Below are 14,118 nucleotides of genomic sequence, written 5' to 3'. Positions count from 1 at the left end.
CGGAGCGCGGGCAACGAGCGAGGCATGACAGGAGGCGCCCGGAAGTGACGGTCGACCGCGGCACCCGGCCCACCCGCCGTGCGGTGCCCTCGAGCCGACCGCCCGGGGAGGACGTGGAACCCGACGTGGCCGTGCCCGACGACGACACCGCCGACGCCGTCGACACGACCGGCGACACCGCCGACGCCGGCGCGCGACCCGTGCCGGGCGCGACGGTGGCCCGGCTGGCGGTGTACCTCCGCGTGCTGACCTCGCTGCTCGCCGACGGTCGCGGCACGGTCTCGAGCGAGGAGCTGGCCGCCGCGGCGGGGGTCAACTCCGCGAAGCTGCGCAAGGACCTCTCCCTCATCGGGTCCTCCGGGGTGCGGGGCGTCGGCTACGACGTGTCCCGGCTCACCGCCGAGGTCGAGGCCACCCTCGGGCTGACCCGTCCGCACGCCGTCGCGCTCGTCGGTGTCGGCAACCTCGGGCACGCGCTCGCCGGGTACGGCGGGTTCGCCCAGCGAGGCTTCCCCGTCGCCGCGCTGTTCGACGTCGACCCGGCGCTGGTCGGCACCACGATCGCGGGCGTCGAGGTCGAGCCCGTGGACGCGATCGGGCGGGTGTGCGCCGAGCGGGGCGTCACCATCGGCGTCGTCGCCACCCCCGCCGCCGCCGCGCAGCCGGTCTGCGACCAGCTCGTCGCGGCGGGCGTGCGCAGCATCCTCAACTTCGCGCCGACCGTGCTGGCCGTCCCGGCCGGGGTCGAGGTGCGCAAGGTCGACCTCGCGGTGGAGATGCAGGTGCTCTCGTTCCACGTCGCGCAGCGGCACGGCACGGTGCCGGCCGCCGGGCTCGCCGCCCCCGCGGCGGGCCGGACCCCGCGAGAGGCGGTCACCCGATGAGCGTGCTCCTGGTCGGCGTCTCGCACCGGACCGCCGAGGTCCCGGTGCTCGAGCGCGTCGCCGTCTCCGCCGAGGACACCCGCAAGGTCCTCGACGACCTGCTCACCGGCGAGCACGTCACCGAGGCGATGCTCGTGTCCACCTGCAACCGGGTGGAGATCTACGCGGTCGTCGAGACCTTCCACGGCGGGCTCACCGAGGTCTCCTCCGTGCTCGCCCGCCACGCCCACGCCGAGGTCTCGGACCTCACCGACCACCTCTACGTCCACTACGCGGGCTCCGCGGTGGAGCACCTCTTCTCCGTGGCCGCGGGGCTCGACTCGATGGTCGTGGGCGAGGCCCAGATCCTCGGCCAGCTCCGCGCGTCCTACAACGAGGCCCGCGAGCTCGGGTCTGCCGGCAAGGTGCTCCACGAGCTCGCGCAGCAGGCGCTGCGGGTGGGCAAGCGCGCCCACACCGAGACCGGCATCGACGCGGCCGGCGCCTCGGTGGTCTCCGAGGTGCTCGCCGACGCCGAGGACGCGCTCGGCGGCCCGGGATCGCTCGCCGGCCGCCGCGCGCTCGTGGTCGGCGCGGGCTCCATGGGCGCGCTGTCCGCGGCCCACCTGCGCCGCGGCGGTGTCGACGACCTGGTGCTGGCCAACCGCTCGGAGGAGAACGCCGAGCGCCTCGCGGTGGCGCTGCGGGGCGAGGGCGCCACCGCCCGCGCCGCCGGCCTCGACGCGCTGCCGGCCGAGATCGCGGCGGCCGACGTCGTCGTCGCCTGTACCGGCGCGATCGGCACGGTGATCGGCGAGGACGCGGTGCGCCGGGCGCTCGCGGGCCGGGCGCCCACCGCGGCGCCGCTGGTCGTCTGCGACCTCGGCCTGCCCCGCGACGTCGACCCCCGGGTCGCCGCCCTCCCGGGCGTGACCGTCGTCGACCTCGCCGCCCTCGGCGAACGCCTGCGCTCCGCCTCGGCGGGGATCGCGGTGGAGCAGGCGCGCACGGTCGTCGCCGAGGAGGTGCGCGCGTACTTCGCCGCGCAGCGCACGGCTGAGGTCACCCCCACCGTGACGGCGCTGCGCCGGCGGGCCGCCGAGGTCGTCGACGCCGAGCTGCTCCGCCTCGCCGGGCGCCTGCCCGACCTCGACGACCGCTCGCGCGACGAGGTCGCCCAGACCGTGCGGCGCGTGGTCGACAAGCTGCTGCACACCCCGACCGTGCAGGTCAAGCGCCTGGCCCAGGCCCCCGGCGGCGACACCTACGCCGAGGCGCTGCGCGAGCTGTTCGAGCTCGACCCGCAGACGCCCGCCGTGCTCGCCGCCACCGAGACCACGCGGGTCGAGCCGGGCGAGCGCGTCGACCAGGCGCTGGCCGTGGACCCGCACGAGGCCGACCACCGCGGCGGGGGGCGACGATGACCGCCACCGACACCGGCACGACGGGCACCCTCGACGCGTCCTTCAGCGGCGCGGGCGCCCGCACGATCCGCCTCGGCACCCGCGCGAGCCTGCTGGCCCGCACGCAGACCGACATCATCGCGTCCGCCCTGACCGCCGCCGGCGCGACGGTCGAGATCGTCACCGTGTCCACCGAGGGCGACCGCAGCCAGGCGGCCGGCACGCCGATCGCCGGCAGCGGCGTCGGGGTGTTCGTCACCGCGCTGCGCGAGGCGCTGCTCGCGGACGAGATCGACGTCGCGGTGCACTCGTACAAGGATCTCCCGACGGCCGCGGTGCCGGGTCTGACCCTGGCGGCCGTGCCGGCCCGCGAGGACCCGCGCGACGCGCTCGTCGCCCGCGACGCCATGGTGCTCGGCGAGCTCCCGCCGGGCGCGGTGGTCGGCACCGGCTCGCCGCGGCGGGTCGCCCAGATCGACGCGCTCGGGCTCGGTCTGCGGCTCGTGCCGATCCGCGGCAACGTCGACACCCGCATCGGCAAGGTCACCCGCGGAGAGCTCGACGCCGTGGTGCTGGCCCGGGCCGGGCTCGCCCGCCTCGGGCGCGTCGGCGAGGCCACCGAGGTGCTCGACCCGGTGCAGGTGCTGCCGGCCCCCGGCCAGGGGGCGCTGGCCTGCGAGTGCCGCACCGACGACGCTCCGCTGACGGAGCTGCTGCGCAGCACCCTGCACGACGAGGGTGTCGCGGCGGCCGTGACCGCCGAGCGCGCCGTGCTCACCGCCCTGGGTTCACCCTGCAGCGCCCCGATCGGGGCGCTCGCCGAGGTCGTGGAGGACCTCGACGACGACGGCCACGTCGTCGAACGGCTGTCGCTGCGTGCGGTGGCCACCACGGAGGACGGCGCACTGGTGCGCGCGTCCGCCGCCGGAGAGACCGAGGACGCCGAGCGGCTCGGGCGGGAACTCGCCGCCGAGATGCTCGCCGACGGGGCGGTCCCGACCGGGCCCGCCGGGAGCCGCGCGAGCGATCCCGGCGCTTGACGCCCGGCACGCCCCCTGGACACCACTGATGGGAACGGAAAGACATGACAGCACCCTCGACGACCGCCGGTCGCGTCGCCTTCGTCGGCAGCGGGCCCGGTGACCCGGGCCTGCTGACCGTCCGGGCCCGCGACGCCCTCGCCGCGGCCACCCTCGTGGTGGCCGACCGCGGGGTGCCCGCGGAGGTCCTCGCCCTGCTGCCGGAGTCCACGGTCGTGCGCCCGGTCGGGCTCGCCGACGACCCGGCCGCCGGCGGACCCGTCACCGACGCGGTCGTCGCCCCCGGGTTCGCCGCCGACGAGCCGTCCGCGAGCGCGGGCCCGGCGCCGGCCGACCCGGGCGCGCTGGCGGAGACCGTGGTGGGCGAGGCCCGCGGCGGCGCGTCGGTGGTCCGCCTGTGCCTCGGTGACCCGCTGGTCCGTCCCGACGTGGTCACCGAGGTCCGCGCCGTCGCCGCGGCCGGCGTCCCCTTCGACGTCGTCCCGGGCATGCCCGCCGACACCGCGGTGCCGACCTACGCCGGCGTCGCGCTCGGCCCGGCCCACACCGCGGTCGACCTCACCGCCGGCGAGGCCGTCGACTACGCGGCGCTGGCCGTCGCGCCCGGCCCGCTGGTGCTGCAGGCCACCGCCGCCGAGCTGGCCGGCGCGTCGGCGTCGCTCATCGAGAACGGCTGGAAGCCCGGCACCCCGGCGCTGATCACCGCCGCCGGCACGGGGTCGCGGCAGCGCACCGTCGAGGCGAGCCTCGACAAGCTCGCGGCCGAGGGCGCCGAGCTCGACGGCCCGCTCGTCGTGACCCTCGGCGACGCCGTGACCGACCGCCCCACCCTCTCGTGGTGGGAGTCGCGCGCCCTCTACGGCTGGCGCGTGCTCGTGCCGCGCACCAAGGACCAGGCGGGTGCGATGAGCGACCGCCTGCGCGTCCACGGCGCGGTGCCCGAGGAGGTCCCGACCATCGCGGTGGAGCCGCCGCGCAGCCCCGCCCAGATGGAGCGCGCGGTGAAGGGCCTGGTCGACGGGCGCTACCAGTGGGTGGTGTTCACGTCGGCCAACGCGGTGCGCGCCGTGTGGGAGAAGTTCGGCGAGTTCGGGCTCGACGCCCGCGCCTTCTCGGGCGTCAAGATCGCCTGCGTCGGCGAGGCGACGGCCGACGTGGTCCGCGCCTTCGGCATCCACCCCGAGCTCGTGCCGTCCGAGGAGACCGAGCAGTCCTCCGAGGGCCTGCTCGACGTGTTCCCGCCGCACGACGACGTGCTCGACCCGGTCGACCGGGTGCTCCTGCCGCGCGCCGACATCGCGACCGAGACCCTCGCCGAGGGCCTCCAGCAGCGCGGCTGGGAGATCGACGACATCACGGCGTACCGCACGGTGCGCGCGGCGCCGCCGCCCGCCCCGGTGCGTGAGGCGATCAAGACCGGCGGGTTCGACGCGGTCTGCTTCACGTCGTCCTCGACGGTGCGCAACCTCGTCGGGATCGCCGGGAAGCCGCACGCCCGCACGATCGTCGCCTGCATCGGCCCGAAGACGGCCGAGACCGCCGTCGAGTTCGGGCTGCGCGTCGACGTGAAGCCCGACACCGCCGACGTGCCCGCGCTCGTCGAGGCCCTGGCCGCGCACGCGGCGAAGCTGCGCGCCGAGGGCGCGCTGCCCCCGCCGCGCAAGACGAAGGCCCGCAAGCGCTAACTTGGGGGCTCAGCGCGCTCGAAGGACGAAGGTCGATGTTCCCTACTGACCGTCCCCGCCGGCTGCGGGCGAACGCCGGGATGCGGCGCCTGGTCGCCGAGACCGACGTGCGCCCGCGACACCTGGTCCTGCCCGTCTTCGTGGCCGAGGGACTGGACGCGCCGCGCCCGATCTCGTCGATGCCCGGCGTCGTGCAGCACACCCGCGAGTCCGTGCGCAAGGCGGCCGCGGAGGCGGCGGCGGCCGGGGTCGGCGGGATCATGCTGTTCGGTGTCCCCGCCCGGCACGACGCCGTGGGCTCCGGGGCGACCGACCCCGAGGGCATCCTCAACGTGGCGCTCGGCGACGTGCGGGCCGAGGTCGGCGACGCGCTGCCGGTCATGGCCGACACGTGCCTCGACGAGTTCACCGACCACGGGCACTGCGGCGTGCTGGACGCGTCCGGCGCCGTCGACAACGACGCGACGCTGCTCGTCTACGGCGAGATTGCGGTGGCCCAGGCCCGCGCCGGCGCCCACGTCGTGGCGCCCAGCGGGATGATGGACGGCCAGGTCGGCGTCATCCGGGCCGCGCTGGACGACGCGGGGTTCCGCGACACCGCGATCCTCGCCTACTCCGCGAAGTACGCGTCGGCGTTCTACGGACCGTTCCGCGAGGCCGTCGACTCCCAGCTCCAGGGCGACCGGCGCACCTACCAGCAGGACCCGGCGAACGCCCGGGAGGCGGCCCGCGAGGCGGCGCTCGACCTCGACGAGGGCGCCGACATGGTCATGGTCAAGCCGGCGATGGGCTACCTCGACGTCCTGCGGCGGGTCGCCGACTCGTCCGACGTCCCGGTCGCCGCGTACCAGGTGTCCGGGGAGTACGCGATGATCTCGGCCGCCGTGGAGCGCGGCTGGCTCGACCGCGAGCGCACGATCCTCGAGTCGCTCACCGGCATCCGGCGCGCCGGCGCCGACGTCGTCCTCACCTACTGGGCCACCGCGGCCGCCGCCTGGCTGGACCGCTGAGGTGACCGACCACGCCGGACGCGCAGCGGAGCGGAGCCGGACCCCGGCGGGTGGGCCCGCCGAGCACCGGGCGGTCACCCCGCCCGACGAGGAGCCCGGCCGGCCCGGGATCGTCACGGCCGCGGTCGTGGTCTGGACCGTCCTCGGCGTGCTCATGATCGGCACGGCGCTGCTGTTCGCGGTCGGTCTCGTGTTCGGCAGCGCCGACCCGGGCACCGGCCCGGTCGCCGTGGTCGCCGCGATGATCGTGCTCGCGGCCGCCGGGGTCGGCACCATCGTGGCGGCGCGCCGCCTCGGGCGCGGGTCGCGGTCGGCGCGGCGGGGCCTGACGATCCTCGGTGCGGTGCTCGCCGTGACCGGCCTGGTGCAGGTGACGTTCCTGGGGGTCGGCGGCGTCTGGTTCGTCGCCTTCGTCGCGGGGGCGGTGCTGCTCCACCTGCCGGCCGCCCGCGCCTGGTTCGGTCGGTTCGCGTGACATCGGTGACCCCCGGGACCCCGGGGACCCCGGACCGCACCGACGAGCCGGTGCTCTTCGCGGAGTCGGGCACCCGGCCCTGGATCCTGGTCTTCGGCCCGGCGCTGGCCGCCGTCGGCATCGGCCTCGACAGCCTCGCCCCGGGGGGCGCGGCGGTCGGGCTGTGGCTCGGGGTCGGTCTGCTGGTGTTCCTCTACACGCTGGTGCTCGTGCGCAGCCGGCGGCGGTTCCGCCGGGTGGAGCTCACCCCGTCGGTGCTCGTGCAGGGCACCAGCAGCCTGCCGATGTCGCAGGTGACCTCCCTGCGCCCGGCCGAGGAGGAGCACCACGGCCTGCGCGTGCTCGGCGACGGGCCGGTCGTGCCGCGGCGGTGCCGGCCCGTGGTGCTGCGGCTGAGCGACGGCACCCGCGCCGTCGCCTGGGCGAACGACGGTCCCGCGCTGCGCCGCGCGCTCACGGACCTGTTGACGGCGCGGTCGTCGTGACGCGCCGTCGGGCGGTCGTGCTCGCCGCCGCGGCCGTGGTGCTCGCGATCGCCGCGGTCGCGCTGCTCGTCGCCGGCGTGCAGGTCCGCGAGACGACCGGTGGCCTGCTCGTCGAGCCGATCCGCCAGCTGCACCTCGTCGGCGGCTTCCTGCTCGGCGGCACGGCCGCGGGTGTCGCCGCGGTGATCGTGGCGCTCGCGGCCGGGCCCGCCGTGCGGCGTGCCCGCCGCCCCCGGGCCGCGCCGGTGGAGGACGTCCCGGCCTCCGGGCCGGACGCGCCGGACGCCCCCGTCGCCGCCCCGGACGGGGACCCGGAGACCGCCACCATCTCGCCGGGATCCGATCAACGTTCGTGATCGCCCCACGGGCGTGTCCGCCGTATCCTCCGTCCGGGCTCCGGCGCTGCGACGGACCGCGGCCCCCGGGGGGAGGTCGGTATGACGGGCACGTCGGAGTCGTCCGGTGCGGGCGCGGGGCCGCCCGGGCCCTCGGCCGAGATGTTCGGCCCGTACCGCCTGGACCGCCGCCTCGGCCGCGGCGGCATGGGCGAGGTGCACCGGGCGTACGACACGCGCCGCGACCGGGAGGTCGCGCTCAAGCGCCTGGCGCCCGAGCTCGCCGACGACACCGAGATCCGGGAGCGGTTCGAGCGCGAGTGCCGCACCGCGGCGCGCCTGTCCTCGCCGCACGTCGTCCCGATCCACGACTTCGGGGTGATCGACGGCCGCCTCTACCTCGACATGCGGCTCATCGAGGGCCGCGACCTCGCGCGGCTCCTGCACGACGACGGCCCGCTCGACCCGGTGCGCGCGGTGGGCATCGTCGAGCAGGTCGCCGACGCGCTCGACGACGCCCACGCCCACGACCTCGTCCACCGCGACGTCAAGCCCGGCAACGTCCTCGTCACCACGGGGCGCGGCCAGGACTTCGTGCACCTCGTCGACTTCGGCATCGTCCGGCTCGGCGAGTCCACGACCCACGGGCGCGCGCTCACCGGCACGGGCACCACCCTCGGGACGCTCGCCTACATGGCCCCCGAGCAGTTCGAGGGCGCCGCGGTCGACCGCCGCGCCGACGTCTACGCCCTGGCCGTCGTCCTGCACGAGGTCCTCGTCGGGCGCCCGCCCTTCGAGGGCGACATGCCCGCGATGCTCCACCAGCACCTCAACGTCGCCCCCGCGCCGCCGTCGAGCCGGCGCCCGGGCCTGGGCACGGTCCTCGACGCCGTCGTCGCGCGGGGTCTGGCCAAGAACCCCTCCGAGCGCTACGGCGAGGCCGGCGAGCTGGCCGAGGCAGCGCGGGCGGCGCTCGGCGGGCGGTCGGGTGGCCCCGTCCCGGACCCGCCGGCGGGCCCCCACCCGGGTCCCGAGCACCACCGCGAGACGTGGGTCGGGCCGAGCGGTCCCCCGTCGCCGCCGCCGGGACAGCGGACGCCGCCCCCGCAGTACGCCGGACCCGGGTACCAGAACCCGGCCGGCCCGGCCCCGTCCGGTGGCCACATCCGCTGGGACGCCGGCTCGGGCACGGGCGGGACCTGGTCGCCGACCTCGCCGATGGCTCCCGGTCCGGGCGCCCCCGGCGCCCCCGGCCCGCCCGGGTCCTGGGGACCCCCCGGCGGCCACCCCGGGTACGGGACCCCCGAGCCGCCGAAGCGCCGGCGGCGCGGCCTCGTGATCGGGCTCGTCGCGGTCGCCGTGCTGCTGGTGGTCGCGGTCGTCGCCGTCCTGCTCGTCGTCGGGCGCACGGACAGCTCCCCGGCCGTCGTCGCGATCGGTCCGGCCGCGTCGCTGGCCCAGACCTTTCCGGACAGCGCCGGGGCGAACTGCCTGGCCGGCGACGTGACGGCGTACATCGTGTCGACCACCAACGTGCGACCCCTGGCGGTGACCCAGTGCGCGCGCGGGGCGTCGTCGATCGCCTACATCGACTGGGAGACCCCGCAGGACGCCGTGGCGCGCGTGCAGTCGTACCAGTCGTCGCCGTCGGTCGACGGCAACAGCACCTGGAACCTCGACGGCGTCCCGCAGGGCCCGTACTACCAGACCAACGTCGCCGGGCAGTGCACGACCGTCGCCGCGTACACGGGCATCCGGCAGATGGTCCAGGGCTACACGACGACCACGAACTGCGCCGACGTCACCGCCTCGCTCAACGCCATCGGCCTGCCCGGCGGCGAGGACCTGCGCGCGGTGGACCGGGTGTTCCCGGCGGCGACGCGTCCCGGGTGCAACCAGGCGACGGCCGCCGCGGGCACCTCCGGGATCACGCCGCGCCAGGTGCGCATCTGCGGCGGCCCCGAGGGCACGACCGTGAGCTTCACGCGCTGGAACGGCCCCGGCGAGGTCGCCACCGAGGCGAACGCGCGGGCCTCGCGCGCGGGCGGCGAGGTGACGTCGTGGAGCGCGCCGGGCGGGCCGCGGCTGGGCCCCTACCTGCGCGGCGAGGACGGCAGCACCTGCCGAGCCCTGCTCGGGTGGGACCGCGCGGGCTACGGCATCGAGGTCGTCGGCACCGACTGCGACGTCGTCGACCGGGCCGTGGCCGCCCTCGCGCCGCCCCCGGTGGAGTCGCTGCCGGGCTGACGCGCCGTCCCGCCCACGGCGCCCCGACAGCCCGGCTGGGACACTGGCCGGCGTGACCAGCACAGCGATGACGGGTGCCGCGACGGCCGGCGCCGGGCGCAGCGCCGAGCTCTTCGCCCGCGCCGAGGAGGTCGTCCCGGGCGGGGTCAACTCCCCGGTGCGCGCGTTCCGGTCGGTCGGCGGCACCCCCCGGTTCATGGTCTCCGGCTCCGGGCCCTGGCTGACCGACGCCGACGGCAACCGGTACGTCGACCTCGTCAGCTCCTGGGGCCCGATGATCCTCGGGCACGCGCATCCCGCGGTCGTCGAGGCCGTGCGGGAGGCGGCGTCGGCCGGGCTGTCGTTCGGCACACCGACCGCCGGCGAGGTCGAGCTCGCCGAGGAGATCGTGCGCCGCGTCGAGCCGGTCGAGCAGGTGCGGCTGGTCAACTCCGGCACCGAGGCGACGATGAGCGCGGTCCGGCTGGCCCGCGGGTTCACGGGACGCAGCGTCGTGGTCAAGTTCGCGGGCTGCTACCACGGCCACGTCGACGCGCTGCTCGCCGAGGCCGGCTCGGGCGTCGCGACGTTCGGGCTGCCGTCCACCCCCGGCGTCACCGGCGCGCAGGCGAACGACACCGTCGTGCTGCCCTACAACGACCTCGACGCCGTGGCCCAGGTCTTCGCCGAGCGCGGCCAGGAGATCGCCTGCGTGATCACCGAGGCGGCCGCGGGCAACATGGGCGCCGTCGCCCCCGACGACGGCTTCAACGCCGGGCTCAAGCGCCTCTGCCAGGCCCACGGCGCGCTGCTCGTGATCGACGAGGTGATGACCGGGTTCCGGGTCTCGTCCGCGGGCTGGTACGGGCTCGAGGGCGTCCCCGGCGACCTCTACTGCTTCGGCAAGGTCATGTCCGGCGGGCTGCCCGCGGCCGCGTTCGGCGGGCGCGCCGACGTCATGGCCCAGCTCGCCCCGGCCGGGCCCGTCTACCAGGCGGGGACGCTGGCCGGGAACCCCGTCGCCACGGCGGCCGGGCTCACGACGCTGCGGCACGCGACCGACGACGTCTACCGGGCCCTCGACGCGAACGCCGACCGGCTGCACGGGATGTTCACGGACGCCCTGGGCGAGGCCGGCGTCGTGCACACGATCCAGCGGGCGGGCTCGCTGATCTCGATCCGCTTCGCCGACGAGGCCGGGCGGAACTACGACGACATGCGTGCCGCGGAGACGTGGCGGTTCCCGCCGTGGTTCCACGCGCTGCTCGACCGCGGCGTGTACGCCCCACCGAGCGTGTTCGAGGCGTGCTTCATCTCCGCGGCCCTCGACGACGAGGCGTTCTCCGTGATCGCCGACGCGCTGCCGCACGCCGCGCGGGCGGCGGCCGCGGCGGAGGCCCCGTGACCCCGACCCGTCCGGTCCGCACCACCGTGCACCTCGTCCGTCACGGCGAGGTCCACAACCCGGAGAAGGTCCTCTACGGCCGGCTGCCCGGCTACGGGCTGTCCGAGACCGGGCGGGTCCAGGCCAAGCGGGTCGCCGAGCACCTCGCCGGAGCGGACGCGACGGCGCTGCTCGTGTCGCCGATGCAGCGCGCGCAGGAGACCGCCGAGCCCGTGGCCGCGGCGCTCGGTCTCGACCCCGTCACCGACGACCGGCTCATCGAGGCGGCGAACGAGTTCGAGGGTCTGACCGTCGGGGTCGGCGACGGGGCGCTGCGCAAGCCGGAGTACTGGCCGCTGCTGCGCAACCCGTTCCGCCCGTCGTGGGGCGAGCCCTACCTCGGGATCGCGCACCGGATGCTCGGCGCCGCGCACCGGGCGCGCGCGCTCGCGGCGGGCCACGAGGCGGTGTGCGTCTCCCACCAGCTGCCGATCTGGACGCTGCGCCGCTTCCTGGCCGGGCAGCGCCTCTGGCACGACCCGCGGCACCGTCAGTGCGCGCTGGGCTCGGTGACGAGCTTCGTGTTCGACGACGAGAGCCTCGTCGACATCGCCTACGCCGAGCCCGGCGGCGCCTCCGACCCGACGGTGACCGGGGCGTGAGGGTGCGCGCCGCCCTCCTGGCGCTGGCCGCGCTGCTGCTCGTCGCCGGGTGCTCGTCGGGCTCGCCGGACGGGAACTTCACGTTCGGGGGCACCGGCGGGGGCACGACGGTGACCTACGACCCGCCGGAGAGCCGGGGCGTGCTGCCCGCCGTGAGCGGCGACAGCCTGCTCGAGCCGGGCCGGGTGCTCTCCACCGACGCCTACCGCGGGCAGGTCGTCGTGCTCAACGTCTGGGGCTCGTGGTGCGGGCCGTGCCGCGCCGAGGCCGACGCGCTGGACCAGGTGGCGTCGGCGTCCGCGCCGCGCGGTGTGCAGTTCCTCGGGATCGACGTGCGCGACCAGCGCGACGCCGCCGCCGACTTCGTCCGCGACCGGGGCGTCGTCTACCCGTCGGTCTTCGACCCGCCGGGCCGCTCGCTGCTCGTGCTGCGCGGCTACCCGCGCAACGCGGTGCCCTCGACGATCGTGCTCGACCGGTCCCACCGCGTCGCGGCGGTCTTCCTCACCGCCGTGCTGGCCTCGGACCTGCAGCCCGTGGTCGACCGGCTCGCCGCGGAGCCGGCGCCGGCGAGCTGATCACCTCCCGCGCGGGCGCCCGATCTGCGAAGCTCGATCCAGGATCGCTCCCCGGGGGTTTGCACGTGATCATTTTCGGTACCCGCCGCACCGTCGCGCAGCTCGCGATGGTCGTGCTGACCTGCGGGAACTGCCACCGCTCGGCCGCGCACGCGGTGCTCAAGGCGGTCACGAAGTTCACGCTCTTCTTCATCCCGCTCTTCCCGGTGCGCACGCGGTACGCCCACCAGTGCACCGCCTGCGGCTTCCTGATGTGGATCGAGAAGGCGCAGGCCGAGCAGCTGGCGACGGCGCCGCCGGCGGGAGCGCCGCCGCCGCCGCCGTTCCCCCAGCAGCCCTGGCAGCCGGCGCCGGGCCAGCACCCGAACGCCTGGAACTGACCCGCCCGGGACCGTCGCCGGCCCCGGGCGGGCGCTGCGCGCTCAGCCGCTGCGACGGGCGGCGAAGTCCGTGCGGCCGTGCACGGCCTTCGTGTGCTCGCGCGGACCGGTGTGCCGCGGCGCGGCGGGCTGCGGGCTCCCGCCGGTCGTGCGGCCTCGCGCGGCGGCCCGGCGCTCGGCGCGGTTGGCCGGGCGGGGTGCGGGATCGGTGGTGCGCATGCGGGACCTCCTGGTGGGGGGAAGGGCGGACGCCGCCGGCGCCGGCAGACCAGGGGGCGCGCGCGGCCGGGCTGCGGCACGCGCCGCGGCGGAGCCGCCGCGGGGTTCGCCGAGCGGCATCGACCGCGCGCGGCCCCCTGATCACGCCCGGGGTGCGAGGCACCGCACCGGGCGGCGGGAGGGTCAGCGGGGGACGCGGGACCGTCGGGTCCCGGCGCCGTCAGGAGTCGATGTCCACGAGCGGGCACGGTACGAGCCGGCCCGCGCGGGGCGCCACCGCATTTCCCGCGCGATCCGGTGATCAGCAGGCACCGTCGGGAGATCACGAGCGCGTCATGCCCCCGGCGACGCGGCCGCGGGTCGATGAGGTGCTCCTGATCTCCTCGCGAGGCCGGCGGTGTCGCGTCCCGGACGAGCCGTGCCACCGGTTTCCTACGACACATCGTCGGAGATCGGGGCCCGCGCTCACGCGCGTCCGACCGGCGCGTCCTACCCTGGACGCGCCATGAACCTGACCGAGGTGGCCACGTCCGGCCCCGTCCTGCTCGCCGTGCTGCTGTCGGTGGCGGCGGGAGCGGTCAGCTTCGCGTCCCCGTGCGTCGTGCCGCTGGTGCCGGGCTATCTCGCCTACCTCGCCGGGCTGGTCGGCGCCGACGCGCCGGCGGTCACGGAGGACGAGGTCCGCGCCCAGTCCGCCGAGCGGCGCGCCGCGGTGACCGGCGAGCTGCCCGCCGCCGGTGCTGCCACGGCGACCCCGCGGCGGCTGCGGCGCTGGCGCCTGGCCGGCGCCGCGGGCCTGTTCGTCCTCGGGTTCACGGTCGTGTTCGTCGTGGGGCTCGGGTCGATCGTGTGGCTGGCCGACGCCCTGCTGGTCAACGAGGCGCTGCTGCAGCGGATCGGCGGCGTCGTCACCGTGGCGATGGGCCTGGTCTTCCTCGGCCTCGTGCCCGCGCTGCAGCGCGACACCCGGCCGCACCGGGTCCCGCGCGCCGGGCTCGTCGGGGCGCCGCTGCTGGGGGCGACCTTCGGCCTGGGCTGGACGCCCTGCCTCGGGCCGACCCTCGCCGGCGTAGTCGCCCTGGCCAGCGGCACCGACGCGGGCGCCGCCGGGGTCCGGGGCGTCGTGCTGCTGCTCGCCTACTGCCTCGGGCTGGGCGTGCCGTTCGTGCTCATCGCCCTCGGCGCCGGGCGCGCCGTGCGCGCCCAGGCGTGGCTGCGCACCCACAGCCGCCGCATCCAGGTGGTCGGCGGGGTCGCCCTGGTGATCGTCGGCCTCCTGCTCGCCACCGGCCTGTGGGCCGAGATCGTCGCCCTGGTCCGCGGCCCCGTCGCCGGCTTCACCACTCTTCTCTAGCCCCCTCTAGGCCCTCATC

General features: G+C 76.7%; 15 protein-coding genes. 14 read left to right on the top strand and 1 reads right to left on the bottom strand.

Features of this window, described 5'->3' with window-relative positions; translation table 11 throughout:
* The first annotated feature begins 113 nt into the window (after positions 1–113).
* The 13 genes from QSK03_RS04895 to QSK03_RS04835 all read left to right on the top strand — a co-directional run bounded on the left by QSK03_RS04895 (position 114) and on the right by QSK03_RS04835 (position 12,526).
* Positions 114–884, top strand: a complete 771-nt coding sequence (locus QSK03_RS04895; protein WP_502872130.1) for a redox-sensing transcriptional repressor Rex — start codon at positions 114–116, stop codon at positions 882–884.
* The gene (locus QSK03_RS04890; protein WP_285648863.1) at positions 881–2,287 is read left to right on the top strand and encodes a glutamyl-tRNA reductase; all 1,407 of its coding nucleotides are present in this window, start codon (positions 881–883) and stop codon (positions 2,285–2,287) included. The genes QSK03_RS04895 and QSK03_RS04890 overlap by 4 nt, the downstream gene beginning before the upstream one ends.
* Complete coding sequence (hemC, locus tag QSK03_RS04885) at positions 2,284–3,306, top strand: hydroxymethylbilane synthase (RefSeq protein ID WP_285648861.1); 1,023 nt, start codon at positions 2,284–2,286, stop codon at positions 3,304–3,306. The genes QSK03_RS04890 and hemC overlap by 4 nt, the downstream gene beginning before the upstream one ends.
* Positions 3,307–3,350: 44 nt before the next feature.
* The gene (locus QSK03_RS04880) at positions 3,351–4,991 is read left to right on the top strand and encodes a bifunctional uroporphyrinogen-III C-methyltransferase/uroporphyrinogen-III synthase (protein WP_285648859.1); all 1,641 of its coding nucleotides are present in this window, start codon (positions 3,351–3,353) and stop codon (positions 4,989–4,991) included.
* A 35-nt stretch (positions 4,992–5,026) separates the two neighbouring features.
* A complete protein-coding gene (gene hemB, locus QSK03_RS04875; protein WP_285648857.1) occupies positions 5,027–6,001 on the top strand; it encodes a porphobilinogen synthase in 975 nt (324 codons plus the stop codon).
* Position 6,002: 1 nt separating this feature from the next.
* On the top strand, positions 6,003–6,476 hold the full coding sequence (locus QSK03_RS04870; protein WP_285648855.1) for a hypothetical protein: 474 nt from the start codon (positions 6,003–6,005) through the stop codon (positions 6,474–6,476).
* A 5-nt stretch (positions 6,477–6,481) separates the two neighbouring features.
* Complete coding sequence (gene mce1N / locus QSK03_RS04865) at positions 6,482–6,961, top strand: transport-regulating membrane protein Mce1N (RefSeq protein WP_285648854.1); 480 nt, start codon at positions 6,482–6,484, stop codon at positions 6,959–6,961.
* Positions 6,958–7,317 (top strand): hypothetical protein, encoded by a 360-nt coding sequence (locus QSK03_RS04860; RefSeq protein WP_285648850.1) that lies wholly within the window; start codon positions 6,958–6,960, stop codon positions 7,315–7,317. The genes mce1N and QSK03_RS04860 overlap by 4 nt, the downstream gene beginning before the upstream one ends.
* Before the next feature lie 81 nt (positions 7,318–7,398).
* Positions 7,399–9,543, top strand: coding sequence for a serine/threonine-protein kinase (locus QSK03_RS04855; protein ID WP_285648848.1), 2,145 nt, complete (start codon positions 7,399–7,401; stop codon positions 9,541–9,543).
* A gap of 67 nt (positions 9,544–9,610) precedes the next feature.
* Complete coding sequence (hemL, locus tag QSK03_RS04850) at positions 9,611–10,927, top strand: glutamate-1-semialdehyde 2,1-aminomutase (protein ID WP_285649252.1); 1,317 nt, start codon at positions 9,611–9,613, stop codon at positions 10,925–10,927.
* On the top strand, positions 10,924–11,568 hold the full coding sequence (locus QSK03_RS04845; protein ID WP_285648846.1) for a histidine phosphatase family protein: 645 nt from the start codon (positions 10,924–10,926) through the stop codon (positions 11,566–11,568). Before hemL ends, QSK03_RS04845 begins: the two co-directional genes overlap by 4 nt.
* Positions 11,565–12,146, top strand: a complete 582-nt coding sequence (locus QSK03_RS04840; protein ID WP_502872129.1) for a TlpA family protein disulfide reductase — start codon at positions 11,565–11,567, stop codon at positions 12,144–12,146. The genes QSK03_RS04845 and QSK03_RS04840 overlap by 4 nt, the downstream gene beginning before the upstream one ends.
* A gap of 65 nt (positions 12,147–12,211) precedes the next feature.
* Positions 12,212–12,526 carry a zinc-ribbon domain-containing protein gene (locus QSK03_RS04835; protein WP_285648845.1) on the top strand — a complete coding sequence of 105 codons (315 nt, stop codon included), beginning with the start codon at positions 12,212–12,214 and terminating at the stop codon, positions 12,524–12,526.
* A 42-nt stretch (positions 12,527–12,568) separates the two neighbouring features.
* Here QSK03_RS04835 and QSK03_RS04830 read toward each other — a convergent pair whose 3' ends face one another.
* Positions 12,569–12,745 (bottom strand): hypothetical protein, encoded by a 177-nt coding sequence (locus QSK03_RS04830; RefSeq protein ID WP_285648844.1) that lies wholly within the window; start codon positions 12,743–12,745, stop codon positions 12,569–12,571.
* 505 nt (positions 12,746–13,250) lie between these two features.
* On the opposite strand from QSK03_RS04830, the gene QSK03_RS04825 reads away from it, so the two are divergent.
* Positions 13,251–14,099 carry a cytochrome c biogenesis CcdA family protein gene (locus QSK03_RS04825; RefSeq protein ID WP_285648843.1) on the top strand — a complete coding sequence of 283 codons (849 nt, stop codon included), beginning with the start codon at positions 13,251–13,253 and terminating at the stop codon, positions 14,097–14,099.
* The last annotated feature ends 19 nt before the right edge of the window (positions 14,100–14,118 follow it).

Source organism: Actinomycetospora sp. NBRC 106375, assembly GCF_030269665.1.
GTDB lineage: Bacteria > Actinomycetota > Actinomycetes > Mycobacteriales > Pseudonocardiaceae > Actinomycetospora.
The sequence above is the reverse complement of the archived record's forward strand: the minus strand, read 5'-3'. Positions and strand labels throughout refer to the sequence as shown.